Source organism: Virgibacillus chiguensis (genome assembly GCF_900129865.1).
GTDB lineage: Bacteria > Bacillota > Bacilli > Bacillales > Amphibacillaceae > Virgibacillus > Virgibacillus chiguensis.
This window is the reverse complement of sequence record NZ_FQXD01000001.1, coordinates 270,061-284,657: the sequence shown is the minus strand read 5'-3', so window position 1 is coordinate 284,657 and position 14,597 is coordinate 270,061. Positions and strand designations below refer to the sequence as shown.

General features: G+C 35.5%; 13 protein-coding genes. 11 read left to right on the top strand and 2 right to left on the bottom strand.

The genetic code is table 11. The annotated features are described in order from the left end of the window. Nucleotide 1: 1 nt before the first annotated feature. From glyS to BUB45_RS01445, 10 genes are all read left to right on the top strand, one after another. On the top strand, nucleotides 2–2,083 hold the full coding sequence (gene glyS / locus BUB45_RS01490; protein WP_073004463.1) for a glycine--tRNA ligase subunit beta: 2,082 nt from the start codon (nucleotides 2–4) through the stop codon (nucleotides 2,081–2,083). Nucleotides 2,084–2,227: 144 nt separating this feature from the next. Then, complete coding sequence (gene ccpN, locus BUB45_RS01485) at nucleotides 2,228–2,857, top strand: transcriptional regulator CcpN (RefSeq protein ID WP_073004460.1); 630 nt, start codon at nucleotides 2,228–2,230, stop codon at nucleotides 2,855–2,857. A gap of 24 nt (nucleotides 2,858–2,881) precedes the next feature. After that, a complete protein-coding gene (locus BUB45_RS01480) occupies nucleotides 2,882–3,682 on the top strand; it encodes a pyruvate, water dikinase regulatory protein (RefSeq protein ID WP_073004459.1) in 801 nt (266 codons plus the stop codon). A gap of 1,031 nt (nucleotides 3,683–4,713) precedes the next feature. Next, nucleotides 4,714–6,531: a DNA primase gene (gene dnaG / locus BUB45_RS01475; protein WP_073004457.1), complete on the top strand. Its 1,818-nt coding sequence runs from the start codon at nucleotides 4,714–4,716 to the stop codon at nucleotides 6,529–6,531. Between the two features lie 31 nt (nucleotides 6,532–6,562). Beyond that, on the top strand, nucleotides 6,563–7,687 hold the full coding sequence (rpoD, locus tag BUB45_RS01470; RefSeq protein ID WP_073004455.1) for an RNA polymerase sigma factor RpoD: 1,125 nt from the start codon (nucleotides 6,563–6,565) through the stop codon (nucleotides 7,685–7,687). Nucleotides 7,688–8,265: 578 nt separating this feature from the next. Continuing rightward, complete coding sequence (cccA, locus tag BUB45_RS01465; protein ID WP_073004454.1) at nucleotides 8,266–8,643, top strand: cytochrome c550; 378 nt, start codon at nucleotides 8,266–8,268, stop codon at nucleotides 8,641–8,643. A gap of 224 nt (nucleotides 8,644–8,867) precedes the next feature. After that, nucleotides 8,868–9,584, top strand: coding sequence for a tRNA (adenine(22)-N(1))-methyltransferase (locus BUB45_RS01460; protein ID WP_073004452.1), 717 nt, complete (start codon nucleotides 8,868–8,870; stop codon nucleotides 9,582–9,584). After that, nucleotides 9,562–10,677 (top strand): Nif3-like dinuclear metal center hexameric protein, encoded by a 1,116-nt coding sequence (locus tag BUB45_RS01455; RefSeq protein WP_073004451.1) that lies wholly within the window; start codon nucleotides 9,562–9,564, stop codon nucleotides 10,675–10,677. Before BUB45_RS01460 ends, BUB45_RS01455 begins: the two co-directional genes overlap by 23 nt. Before the next feature lie 32 nt (nucleotides 10,678–10,709). Further along, complete coding sequence (locus BUB45_RS01450; protein WP_073004449.1) at nucleotides 10,710–12,020, top strand: DEAD/DEAH box helicase; 1,311 nt, start codon at nucleotides 10,710–10,712, stop codon at nucleotides 12,018–12,020. Between the two features lie 24 nt (nucleotides 12,021–12,044). Continuing rightward, nucleotides 12,045–12,938, top strand: coding sequence for a deoxyribonuclease IV (locus BUB45_RS01445; RefSeq protein ID WP_073004447.1), 894 nt, complete (start codon nucleotides 12,045–12,047; stop codon nucleotides 12,936–12,938). A gap of 391 nt (nucleotides 12,939–13,329) precedes the next feature. Here the strand turns inward: BUB45_RS01445 and BUB45_RS01440 are convergent, their stop codons facing one another. Next, nucleotides 13,330–13,614: a DUF2624 domain-containing protein gene (locus BUB45_RS01440; protein WP_073004445.1), complete on the bottom strand. Its 285-nt coding sequence runs from the start codon at nucleotides 13,612–13,614 to the stop codon at nucleotides 13,330–13,332. Nucleotides 13,615–13,791: 177 nt separating this feature from the next. Between BUB45_RS01440 and BUB45_RS01435 the strand changes: the two genes are divergently transcribed. Continuing rightward, on the top strand, nucleotides 13,792–14,163 hold the full coding sequence (locus BUB45_RS01435) for a hypothetical protein (protein WP_073004443.1): 372 nt from the start codon (nucleotides 13,792–13,794) through the stop codon (nucleotides 14,161–14,163). A gap of 43 nt (nucleotides 14,164–14,206) precedes the next feature. Here the strand turns inward: BUB45_RS01435 and BUB45_RS01430 are convergent, their stop codons facing one another. Beyond that, nucleotides 14,207–14,557, bottom strand: a complete 351-nt coding sequence (locus BUB45_RS01430; RefSeq protein ID WP_073004442.1) for a hypothetical protein — start codon at nucleotides 14,555–14,557, stop codon at nucleotides 14,207–14,209. Nucleotides 14,558–14,597 lie beyond the last annotated feature (40 nt).

The window sequence follows — 14,597 nt, the reverse complement described above, 5'->3', positions numbered from 1 at the left end:
TATGGCAACAGATGCTCTATTTGAAATTGGATTGGAAGAAATGCCGGCTCGCTTCATTGATGATGCGGAAAAACAATTAAACGACAAAACAGCAGCATGGCTGAAAAGCTTGCGCATTCCTTATGAAAATTTAGCAACCTTTTCTACACCAAGGCGTTTGGCAGTTCTTATTGAAGGGCTTAGTGAACAACAAACAACGATTAAAGAAGAAGTGAAAGGCCCGGCAGAAAAAATTGCTAAAGATGAATCTGGTAATTGGACAAAAGCAGCGATTGGCTTTACAAAAGGGCAAGGCAAGACAACGAATGATATTTATACAAAACCTGTCAATGGCACTACATATATTTTTGTGCAGAAGCATATTGAAGGAAACAATACATTCAACCTCCTGCCAGGTTTTAAAGACATCATTCTGTCTATTAACTTTGGCAAGAATATGCGCTGGGGAGCACAAACAATGCGTTATGCTAGGCCGATACGTTGGTTGGTCGGCTTATGCGGTTCAACGGTGGTTCCTTTTGAAGTTGCTCATGTAAAAAGCAGTAATATGACATATGGCCATCGTTTTTTAGGAACGAAAATAGCCATTAATAACCCAAAGCAATATGAAGAAAAATTACTACAGCAATTTGTAATAGCAGATGCAAAAAAACGTGAAGCAGCTGTATTACAAGGAATTCATAAATTAGAGCAAGAGCATTCGGTGCATATTCCTATTGATCATGAACTATTGCATGAAGTTCGTAATTTGGTGGAATATCCTCAAGCTTTTTTAGGCTCATTTGAACGTACATTTTTATCCATACCTGAGGAAGTATTAATTATTTCCATGAAAGAGCATCAACGCTATTTCCCTGTTCGTACGAATACTGGAGGGGAGTTATTACCTTATTTCGTTGGCATACGTAATGGAGACGATACGTCATTAGAGACAGTAATTAAAGGAAATGAAAAAGTATTGCATGCTCGCTTGTCTGATGCTGCTTTTTTCTACGAGGAAGATCGTAAGCGTTCTTTGAGCGACTTTTTAACAAAGTTAGAGAGAGTTGTATTTCAAGAAGATTTAGGGACCATTTATGAAAAAGTAGAGCGTGTCATTATATTAACACGTTTAATTAGTCAGCATTTTGAACTACCTGAGTCAGATATTAATCGAGCTGTTCGTGCTGCTGAATTAAGTAAATTTGATTTAACTACTAGTATGGTAAATGAATTTACTGAATTGCAAGGGGTTATGGGCGAAAAATATGCTGTTTTTTATGGCGAAGACGCACTTGTTGCTCAAGCAATTAGAGAACATTACTTGCCGAAATTTGCCAACGGTGTTTTGCCCGAAACTACCGCAGGAACAATAGTTAGTATGGCAGATAAGTTAGATACGATAGCGGGTTGTATTTCTGTAGAATTATTACCGACAGGATCTCATGACCCTTATGGGTTACGTCGTCAAGCTATTGGTGTATTACGGATGCTACTTTCAAATAAATGGAACATAACCGTAGAAAAGCTTATCGAACTTACTTTGCAAGTATATGCTACATCTAAAGTAAAGCTAGAAAATCAAAATGAAGCTGCTACTATCATTAACGACTTCTTTTTACATCGTGCTTCTTATATCTTTAAAGAAGCGGGAATTGAGCCAGATATTATTCACGCTGTATTACATCAAGATATTGGCAACTTTACGCACAGTTTAGAAAAAGCAGAATTATTATCAGTCAAACGAAATGATGATACATTTAAATTAACACAGGAAGCTTTTGTTCGTGTATTAAATTTAGCTAAAAAAGCATCATCTAAAGTAATTGATCCAGATGTATTGCACACAGAATCTGAAAGAACTTTATACAATAAATATTGTCTTATCCATGAAGCGTCTCGACATTCAAGTGGAGATGCTGAAGAAGAATTAAAACGCTTGGAGCAATTGACGGATCCGATTCATCAATTTTTTGCCCAGAATATGGTAATGGTAGATGAAGAAAAAACCCGTAATAATCGGTTAGCGCTTTTGTACCAAATCGGTCAACTTATTTATAATTATGCTGATGTAACAAAAATTGAATGGAAACAAAGCTTTTAATAAAAGGATACAGTGATTTTCTTCTCTGGTTTTTGGGCGCAGTATTATAATTCCTCTCGCTTGATAAGTACCGGATAATTTCTCATTCTGTATCGATTCAACTATAATGGACATAGGTTTACATCGTCTTTAGGTGGTGAAGTCATGGAATTATCAAGTAGACAAGAAGAAATAATTGAAATTGTTAAAGAAAACGGCCCGATAACTGGGGAGAATATCGCTGAGCGTCTTCACTTAACAAGGGCCACATTACGTCCAGACTTGGCAATTTTAACAATGGCAGGTTTTTTAGATGCAAGGCCTCGTGTGGGGTATTTTTATACTGGTAAAACGGGAAATGAATTATTAACAGAGCAAATTAAAAAAATTAGAGTGTATGAATATCAACATGTCCCTATTGTTGTAAAAGAGAGCGTTTCGGTATACGATGCGATCTCAACAATGTTCTTAGAAGATGTAGGAACCCTTTTCGTAGTTGATGATCAGTCGTTTTTAACAGGTGTACTATCGCGAAAAGATTTACTTCGTGCAAGCATTGGAAAACAAGATTTAAATGCTTTACCTGTACATATCATTATGACCAGAATGCCTAATATAACAGTATGTCAAAAAGATGATTTGTTGGTAGAAGTTGCTCAAAACTTAATTAATAAACAAATTGATGGTATTCCTGTCGTGAAAAAAACAAAGTCTGGATTGGAAGTTGTTGGAAGAGTTACAAAAACAACAATTACGAAAGCTTTTGTTGAATTGATTATGGAAGATCACATTTAACAAGAGTGAGAGAGGAGTATTTTGATGTTTACACAACCTGTATATGTTTTATCCGATTCCGTAGGGGAGACAGCTGAGTTAGTCATTAAGGCAGGATTAAGTCAGTTTAATCACGGAATATATAAAATTCAGCGCATACCCTATGTAGAAGACAAAAAAACAATCGATGAAGCTTTACAGCTCGCTGTAGAAAGTAAAGGACTCATTGGTTTTACACTTGTTGATCCTATTCTAAGGAACTATGTAAATGAACGTGCCAAACAAATGAACCTTGAAGCTATTGACATCATGGGCCCGGTGTTGAAATCCATGGAACGTGTTTTTGAACATGCACCGCGAATGGAAGCAGGGCTAGTCCATAAGCTTGATGAAGACTATTTTAAGCGGGTAGAGGCAATTGAATTTGCGGTAAAGTATGACGATGGGCGTGATTCGAGAGGGATTGCTAGAGCAGACATTGTTCTAATCGGGGTATCTAGAACATCTAAAACGCCTCTATCACAATATTTGGCTCATAAACGCTTAAAAGTTGCCAATGTACCAATTGTACCAGAAGTAGATCCTCCAGAAGAATTGTTTGAAGTGGATGCTTCAAAATGTATCGGGTTACGTATAAGCGCTGATAAGCTGTATGAAATACGTAAAGAAAGACTTCGTGCTTTAGGTTTAGGAGATCAGGCAACATATGCGAATATGGAACGTATTCATAAAGAACTGGCGTATTTTGATAAAATAGTTGATAAAATTGGTTGTAAGGTCATCGATGTATCAAATAAAGCTGTTGAGGAAACGGCTAACAGTATTAGACAAATCGTAAAAAAATAACGGAGGAAGCACATACTCTCCTTATGCTAACAGATCATAATGAATGCCATCATTGCCTTCTAAGAACAAGCATATTTTCTGATTGTTGTTAAAAGCTTTCATTCTGTGGCAACCTAACGCACTTACGTATTTTACTACAACGAATTTTTTAAATTGCAGAGTTGAGCATAAGCACAAGCTTAAAATTTCGACTTGCAAAATTCGCATTTCTTCCGTAAGAACTTTCCAATCAGTAGGATATTCTGTTTCTACTGATTGTAATTTTTACAGTTAGGACTATCGTAGTTTGACAAATTAAGTTTCAAATATGGATACTTTTGTAAGTGTAAAAAACAAAATCAAGACATATATGATTAAGAAGTACTTTGAATGGAAAGAATTAAATTTTAGAAGTGTTTTGCTGGCATTAATTCGTGGTATATATTATAATTATGATTTGTGTTATAGGTATACAGTTTTTTTGTACTATAGGAAAGTATACAATTTTAGATTTTATCGTATAAGCAAAACAATGGTGTTTTATCGCCAGAAGACTTGGCGATAGCCAAGCCTTTCTAATGCATGTTCCGTAAAAGGGGGACTCCTTGCACATAAAGTGTATGAAAACTTTTGAACATAAAAAAGTTTTGGTCCCTATGTGTTTCATAAAGGTTGATGATCGACAAAATATAACATGTTTAGCGTTTTTTTATTTAAAATGAATGAAGATAATCAAAGTTGGGTTGAATTTTGAGAATATTGTATGACGATATAAATTATATTTTGATTCGAATGTACTAAAATTATCTCCTTAAAAGCAGGAATTTATAACTTAAATATAGAATAGTTTCAATGAAGAGCAAAAGCATATTGTAATTTTGTAGATGTTGTCCATAACAGAACTGGTTGCTACCTTTCTATGGGAAATGTGTATGCATATGTTTTTAATTATTGCTTGTATAGGTGATTTTTTGAGAAAAGAAAAAAATATATGTCGAAATAAAAGGATTTTTATCATGAAAAGCGAATATGTAATAGCATGGTGATATTTTATGGCTAATCAAATTCCTGAAGCATTAATTGAAGAGATTCGTAAGGCGAATGATATTGTTGATATAATAGGCGATTATGTCCAGCTAAAAAAACAAGGAAGAAACTATTTTGGATTATGCCCATTTCATGGTGAAAAGACACCATCTTTTTCTGTGACGCAAGACAAGCAAATTTTTCACTGTTTTGGCTGTGGTAAGGGTGGCAATGTAGTCACTTTTTTAATGGAGATAGAGAGCTTTTCTTTTTATGAAGCTATCCAGTTTTTAGCTGAACGTAGCGGAATTTCATTGCCTCAAAGTATTCAAAGCCCAAAGGATGCTAATTTATCTAAAGAAACGCAAGATATGCTATCTGCACATGAATGGTTGACGAAACTATATCATCATTTATTACGCTTTACAAAAGAAGGAAAGGAAGGTTATGCGTATTTAAAAGATAGAGGGATAGATGAGAAAGCAGCAGATATTTTCCAGCTAGGCTTTAGTCCGATTGCGGATCATCTAACAGTCGAGTTCTTGAAAAAGAAAGGTTTTCATGAACAATTACTTGTAAAAGCAGGCTTGCTTCAGATGAATGAAGCTGGGAATACCTCGGATCGTTTTCGTGGTAGAATTATTTTTCCAATTCGAAATCATTTAGGAAAGACAGTTGCCTTTGGAGGACGTGCAGTTGGCGATTATAAACCTAAATATATAAATAGTCCTGAAAGTGAATTGTTCCACAAAGGAAAACTATTATATAATTTTGACCTGGCAAAAAGGTACATTCGTAAAGAAAACGAAGTGGTTTTATTAGAAGGTCAAATGGATGTCATAGCTGCCTATCAAGCGGGGGTTCATAATGCGGTAGCTACGCTTGGCACAGCCTTAACAGAATTCCAAGCTAAGCTGTTAAAACGTTATGTAAACAACGTCATTATTTGCTACGATGGAGATCGGGCTGGGCTAGATGCTGCTTATAAAGCTGCTGTCATATTACGCCAATGTGGATGCGAAGTAAGAGTTGCATACCTACAAGCAAATATGGATCCTGACAGTTTTATTCGCATGCACGGAGGACAAGCTTTTAATGATGAGGTCATTAAAGCTAGCGACACATTTATGACTTTTTATATGCGATTTTTAAAAAAAGATTATCAACTAAATCTAGAAGCTGACCGCATACAATATGTTGAGAAAGTTCTAAAGCAGATTGCAACGATTGACAGTTCTATAGAACGGGAATATTACTTAAAAGAGTTGAGTAATGAATTTGAAATATCTATGGAAGCTCTCATGGATGAAATTTCAGGATATCGAGAAATGTTTGCTAGAAATAAGGATAATCAACAAAAGAACAGATATACTAGTAGTACAGTATGGAATAAGGTGAGATCGAAATTACTGCCAGCATTTCATAATGCGGAACGGCAATTAATTGCATATATGTTACAAGACGTAAGTATAGCTGAAAAGGTACAAGAAAAAATTGGAGCAAGTTTTCATATAGATGCACATAAAATTATTGCTACTTATTTATATGCATTTTATGAAGAAGGAAATGCCCCTAATGTCAGTTTGTTTTTAGAAAGAATAACAGATACAAATTTGCAACAGGAAATAACAGAAATAGCAATGTTACCATTACAAGAAAATATAAGTGACAAACAACTTAATGATTACGTCCGTACGATTATAGCTAAGCAAACGGATAAAGTGACGATACAATCATTACGAGAGCAACAAAAGGAAGCAGAAAAACAGAATGACCCAATAAAGGCAGCGCAAATTGCCAAACAAATTATTGAATTGAATTATCAGTTGAAGCACACAAATTGATTTTATTGTAACTCTGGAAGGAGGGGGACTCATGGCTGAAAATAAACCTTCGCAAACGAAGGAAAATGAACTTGAGCAAACTTTAGAACAAGCTAAGGATCAACTGGTTGAAATTGGTAAAAAACGTGGTGTTCTTGCATACGAAGAAATTGCCGATAAATTATCTAATTTTACAATAGAGTCTGATCATATGGATGAATTTTATGAGTACCTAGGAGATCAGGGGGTTGAAGTAATTGGTGAATCAGAAGAAGACCCTACGATGCAACAAATTGCAAAAGAAGAAGAATTCAATCTAAACGACCTTAGTGTACCACTAGGTATTAAAATAAATGATCCTGTACGTATGTATTTGAAGGAAATTGGCCGTGTTGATTTATTGTCAGCAGCTGAAGAAATTGATTTAGCAACAAGGATAGAACAAGGAGACGAAGAAGCTAAGCGACGTCTTGCTGAAGCGAATCTTCGTTTAGTTGTCAGCATCGCAAAGCGTTATGTAGGACGCGGTATGTTGTTTTTAGACTTAATTCAAGAAGGAAACATGGGACTTATTAAAGCTGTGGAAAAATTTGATCACGAAAAAGGATTTAAATTTAGTACCTATGCTACATGGTGGATAAGGCAAGCAATTACAAGAGCGATAGCTGATCAAGCTAGAACTATTCGAATTCCAGTGCATATGGTTGAGACAATCAATAAATTAATTCGCGTCCAAAGACAATTGTTACAAGACTTAGGTAGGGAGCCAACACCTGAAGAAATCGGAGAAGAAATGGAACTTTCTCCAGATAAAGTACGAGATATTTTAAAAATTGCTCAGGAACCAGTCTCATTAGAAACCCCTATTGGCGAGGAAGATGACTCACATTTAGGTGATTTTATTGAAGATCAAGAGGCTGTCTCGCCTTCTGATCATGCGTCCTATGAGCTGCTCAAAGAGCAACTTGAAGATGTACTAGACACACTAACAGACCGAGAAGAAAATGTTCTTAGGTTACGCTTCGGTTTAGATGACGGTCGTACTAGAACTTTAGAAGAAGTTGGCAAAGTTTTTGGGGTAACCCGTGAAAGAATTCGTCAAATTGAAGCAAAAGCTTTACGTAAATTAAGACACCCTAGCAGAAGCAAGCGATTAAAAGATTTTCTAGACCAATAAAGTATTGTCATTAGGCAATGATCTTCGTTGCCTAATGACGTGCTATATTATTAGCTGATTACGCTACCCGCTGAATATTTTGACTTCTTATTATTGCTGTCCATCTAAAAATGTAGAACCAAATATAAAAATAATGTATTATGTTACCGTTTTCGGTTCTTGTATTTTATTGTACGCAATTTCAGATATTTTTGCAACTAGCACTTTTGTTTCCTTTTTTAAAAGTAGTTATTAGCTAGCAATTGTAACCAAGAAAAGCTTTGTTCATTTCTTAATAACTATTGTTTTATCAAGATTTTCTTATAAATTATTTTTGGTTGTTATCATCAGATATTATAGAAAATTCTATGCGTAAGCAGATTCTATTCATCCTTTATTAGAAATGACTTCTCTTTTCTTCTCATTTTCACTCATTAATATATGATTTTATAAAATTTCTTAGCGAAACACTTTAAAGAAATGTATTTTTCAAGTAAAATGAATATAGTCTTTAAGTGTTACTATGTATTCGTTCAAAAAAGATTATCTTTTTTGAGCAAAACCAATAACAAATGGGGATTACATAAGGAGGAAGCGCAATGAAAAGGAACCCTGTTATCCCTTTTGCTTTAATTGCAATAATAGGGATACTGACAATCATTGTGATATCATTTGTAGGGATAGGCCAACGAGATGATATCCAACAAGCCGAAGAAGGCGGTGGGGAAAAGGCTGAGGAAAGCCAAGAAGGGGAAACAACGGATGACCCTGAAGCAATTTACGAAGCAAACTGTGCAAATTGCCATGGTGGTGACTTATCTGGGGGAATGGGGCCAGACTTAACCCAGGTAGGTAGCAAATTATCAAAAGATGAGATTCAAAATATAATTATTAACGGAAAAGGACAAATGCCTCCAGGTTTAGCCACAGAATCTGAAGCAAAAGTGTTAGCAGAGTGGTTAGCTGAAAAGAAATAGCCTTTGATAAAATGAGCTAGGGAAAAGCTTTCTGGTTTAAAACAGAAAGCTTTTCTTTATCTATTTTTAAAGTGATTATATTTGTGTAAAATGAAGTATATGTACTGCCTATATTTAAAAGAAGTTATAGAAAATCATTGTTTTAAGAGTTGCAGTATAAGAAAACGATATGAAAGACTACGTTTTCTAATCTGTAGTATTACATGGAAATTGGAGGATAGAACGTGAAGGCTAAGATTTCAAAACGACTAAAGTTAGTAGCTTCTTTTCTGCCTGCAGGAGCTAAATTTGCAGATATTGGATCTGATCATGCTTATTTACCGTGCTATGTTTGTCAAAAAGATCCAACAGCAATTGCTGTTGCTGGAGAAGTAAATGTAGGTCCATTTCAAAGGGCCGTAGAAACCGTAAAGGCATGCGATTTAGAACAGCAAATTGATGTTCGACTTGGTAATGGGTTGGAGGTTATTGAAGCCGAAGAAGTAAACCAACTGGTGATTGCTGGTATGGGAGGTTCATTAATTCATGATATTTTGGAGAGTGGAAAAACGAAGCTCGCCTCGGTAGAGCAGGTTATTGCTCAACCAAATGTAGATGCAAGAGCTGTTCGGAAATGGATGGTTCATCATGGATTTACGATTACTGATGAAGATATAATAGAAGAGAATGGGCATTGTTATGAGATTATTCATGCAAAGCGGTTAGATACTCTAGATAATAAACAATTAGATGAAAAAGATTTATTGTTTGGTCCCATATTATTGCGTAGTAAACCACATGCATTTTATAAAAAGTGGAACGAAGAAGCTCATAAGTTAGAACACGTGTTACAGCAGTTAAAACAAGCGAAGCAAGTAGACCAAAAGAAACAAGAGCAATTCACAAAAGAGTGGAGATGGATGAAGGAGGTATTAAGTAATGAAACAGGAACTTACTACTAGTGATGTGTTTCAGGTTATAGAGCAACTGGCTCCAAAGACGTTCGCATATGACTGGGATCCAGTTGGTTTGCAAGTTGGTAGTTACAACAAATCAGTAAGTAAAATAATGGTTACGCTAGATGTGGTAGAAGCAGTTGTTGATGAGGCAATTGAAAAAAACGTAGATGTTATTGTTGCTCATCACCCTTTATTATTTAAACCTGTACAGAAAATTAATACAAACACATCAATAGGGCGTATTTTACAAAAATTATTGACCAATGATATTACCGTATATGCAGCACATACTAATTTAGATATAGCACAAAATGGCGTTAACGATGTATTATGTAAAATAATTGGGATAGAAAATACACATGTTCTAGTTGAGAAAGAAGCAGGACAATTACTCAAGCTGGTTGTTTATGTTCCTAAAACCCATATTGAAGAAGTAAGAAATGCGATTAGTGATGCTGGTGTAGGGCATATTGGTAATTACAGTCATTGCACCTTTCAAACAAAAGGACAAGGAACATTCAAGCCGCTAGACGGAACAAATCCATATATTGGAAGTGTGAACGAATTAGAAAAGGTAGAGGAAGTGAAACTAGAATCTATTATGGAAGAAAGCAAGCTATCTTCTGCATTAACTGCAATTCGTCAATCCCATCCATACGAAGAGCCAGCATACGATGTATATCCATTAAGAAATAAAGGGGAAATATATGGTCTTGGCAGGATAGGCGAACTAATAAATCCTACGCAATTATCCGATTTCTGTGAGCAAGTAAAAACAAATTTAGAATTGGATTGCGTACGCGTTACGGGAAAAATGGATAAGCAAGTGAAAACTGTGGCCGTTCTTGGCGGAAGTGGGGAAAAGTTTATTCATCAAGCTAAGAAAAAAGGGGCAGACGTTTTTATAACAGGCGACATGACATTTCATCAAGCACAAGACGCTCAGGAAATGGGGTTAGCAATAATTGATGTCGGTCACTATGCGGAAAGCGTGATGAAAGCTTCTGTACAAGAATACTTGGCAACTAGCCTTAATGGGGAAAATGTTGAAATTATAGTATCAACAACGAATACAGATCCATTTCAATATGCATAATATCATATTTAGAAATGGAAAGGAGTATATGCATGAATCATACATTTCAAGACTTTTCTTTTGCTCCCGTTATGGAGCAAGTAATTAAACATTTAGATTTTCACGAACCAACAGCAATTCAAAAACAGGTTATTCCAGCAGTTTTAGAGGGTAAGAGTGTAGTTGGCCAATCAAAAACAGGTTCAGGCAAAACGCATGCGTTTCTATTGCCGTTGCTAAATGCGATCGATGAGAACAAACAGCAGGTACAAGTTGTGATAACAGCTCCAACGAGGGAGCTTGCAACACAGTTATATAATGAAGTGAAGCAAATCACTCGCTATGCGGATAAAAACGAAATTTGGACAGCAAAGCTATTGGTTGGCGGTACTGATAAACAGAAAATGATGGAAAAATTAAAGCGACCTCCTAAAATTGTTGTTGGAACACCTGGAAGAATATTAGATATGATAAAGGAGAACGCAATATCTATTTACACTGCGAATAGTTTTGTTATCGATGAAGCGGATTTAATGTTGGATTTAGGTTTTATTCAAGAAGTGGATCAGTTACTCGTTCGCTCTCATCCTAAGGTTCAAATTTTGGTTTTTTCCGCAACAATCCCACAACCATTGTCTTATTTTTTAAAGAAATATTTGCAACAGCCAGTACATGTAAAAATTTCCGATGACATTTATCCAGAAAAGATGGAGCATCGACTAATCTATTTAAAACATAGAAATGAAGCATCGATTATTGCTGAGATTTCAAAGGTTATTCAGCCATATTTAGCGATTATTTTTACAAATGGAAAAGAAAAAGCGAATGAGTTAGCAGTCTCTCTACAAGAGAAGGGGATGGAAGTGGGGCTCATTCATGGCGGTTTATCTCCTCGTGAACGTAAGCGTGTATTAAAAGAAATTCAAAACTTACGCTACCAATATATTGTAGCTACGGATCTCGCTGCCCGTGGCATTGACATTAAAGGAGTTAGTCACGTAATTAATGCACAGCTACCGAAAGAAGAGGATTTTTATATTCATCGTGTTGGCAGAACTGCGCGTGCAGGTATGGAAGGAACAGCAATCAGCATTTATCAATCTGATGATTTGCCGCTCATTAAAAAGCTAGAAGAAAAAGGTTTAGATTTTATGTATGTAGACGTTCGTAATGGGGAGTGGCAGTCTGCAAAACCTTGGAATCAACGTGTGCTTCGTACAAAACAGGGCACTGATATGGATAAAGAAGCGTGGAAAAGAGTAAAAAAAGCGCATAAAGTAAAGCCTGGATATAAGAAAAAAATGAAACGGGAAAAAGAGATGATTAAAAAACGGTTATCTAAAACCAAGTATAATAAGAAATAGATTTCATTTGGAGAGGTGAATGTCATGTTGAAAATAGGGTCACATGTGTCCATGAGCGGAAAGAAAATGTTGCAAGGCTCTTCAGAAGAAGCGGTTTCTTATGGGGCTAATACATTTATGATTTATACCGGCGCGCCGCAAAATACGCGAAGGAAACCAATTGAAGAATTGAATATTGAAGCTGGGAAGGCTCATATGAAAGAGCATGGTATAGAAGAGATTGTAGTTCATGCTCCATACATTATTAATATAGGCAATTCTACAAAACCACAAACATTTCAGTTAGGTGTAGATTTTTTAAGGAGTGAAATCGATCGAACAGATGCAATCGGAGCAAAACAAATTGTTCTTCATCCTGGAGCCCATGTTGGAGCGGGTCCTGATGCAGGTATTAAGCAAATAATTAAAGGATTGAATGAAGTTCTAGAAAAGGATAAGAATGTACAAATAGCTCTTGAAACAATGGCGGGTAAGGGATCTGAAATAGGAGGAAGTTTTGATGAATTAGCTCAAATTATCGATGGAGTAACTCATAATGAAAAACTATCTGTCTGCTTTGATACGTGTCACGTACATGATGCTGGATATGACATCGTAAATGATTTTGATGGCGTATTATATCAATTTGATAAAATAATTGGAGTCAACCGTATAAAAGTTATGCATATAAATGATAGTAAAAATGAAGTGGGAGCACATAAAGATCGGCATGAGAATATTGGTTTTGGCTATATTGGTTTTGATGCTTTATCATCTATTATTCATCATCCGCAATTGATGGATTTGCCTAAAATTTTAGAGACACCGTATGTAGGAGAAGACAAAAAAAATAAAAAGCCTCCATATCGTTTGGAGATAGAAATGATCAAATCCAATCAATTTGACAGTAAACTAAAAGAAAAAATTATCGCACAATGACATATATCTTGTACTAGTGAGTAACTCTTTTACCTCCTTTGATAGTTAGCAGTTATAGAAAGACTTAGCTTATCACCAAGTCGCCATGGCAAAAAAATTCTTCCTTTTGTTCAGACGATAAGCTTAAAATGGTATACCTTTTTATAGTGTAAAAAAAGAGAAAAACAAGTTAGCTTCTAAGAATAGCGCTCATTCCTAATTTGTGCAGTTTAATTAGATTTTCTTATCTTGCTTAGGAACTAAACTTTATTACAAATAGTCCTGTGCAGCAAAGGTTTTAATGTGCTGTGTTGCTGGAAATAGCGTTTGCTTGCTACAGGACTTTAGAATTGTTACAGGGAATTTGTACGTTGCTTTTATATCCTTGTCACTTTCAACCAAAACTTCGATGCTATTCAAACAAGTAACCTAATCCATAAGAGTGAATTAATTCATTGAATAATTTTTGTGCTTTTTTTGCTGTTGCGGGGTCAGTGATGCGTGCTAGTTGTTGAAACATTTGTTTTCGTCCTTCTGCATCAAATGGATCTACAGGATGTTGCTTTAAGTATGCCGTTATCTGTTCGGCTTCTTGTTGCTTTAGTGTAAATCCGTATTGTTTTCCATAATGAATTAATTCTTGAGTAGATAATTGTTTTAATTTTTTTTGAACCATATCTTTAATAAAATTTGCCATTCTACTATCTCCCTTTTCAATATGTCCTACCGTACTATATGTTTTACCTCTTTCAAATTCAACTCGTCCATGCAAATTTTTTTCGTCACATGTTTCCAGTTAATAACATCTGTAAAATTACAGAAAAATCATAAGCTAAGCGTGTACCTCAAATGTACAAAAAGGAGGTCTGATGCAATGGATCAATATCCGAATCGAGGAATGAAGGATGTTGAAGAACCCCCAAATTATGGTGAGCAGCGTAAAAACCAAGATTTTGTTGGTATAGAACCAGATAGCTCAAGAGATGAGGAATTTGCTGCTGAGATGACTGTAGATGATGCTGATACAGAAATAACTGGAGATATGGATGAAAATACTACCTTTGGATGGGTAGGTATTGCTTTATCCATTATTTCTTTCTTTATCTGGCCAATTATCTTTGGTGTAGCTGGCATTGTTCTTGGATTCATGTCAAGAAGTAGAGGAGCTGACGCATTAGGAAATATTGCTATTGCAGCTGGCGCAGTTTCCATTCTTATCACTTTATTCATTTTGCCATTTGTTTAAAAGGAAGGGTGCTCCCCTTCCTTTCATCTATGTAAAGTACTGATTAACCATTATATAATAATGTTTCACTATATTTTGGGAAATAATATATTTTACCTGGGGTAAGGGAAAAAGGGTCCGTGTTAGGATTACTTAATTTAAAATCGTTTAAAATACGCTTAACATTCAACTCATTTTGTGAATAAGGATTGATTTGTTCGACAATAGAAAGCACCGTATCATTTGCTTGCACCTTAACTGGGACGACATGAAACATCGTTGTAGAAATCATATCACTATGCTTTTCATCAAGCTCTTTTCTAGAATGGGGGCTTTCTTGTGTGATATCCTGATATATGATGTATACAGCCATTATACAAATAAATAAGGAAAATAGTTTTTTGGAAAAATCCATTGTATGAACTCCTTATCATGAAACCATTATTTACTCCCAA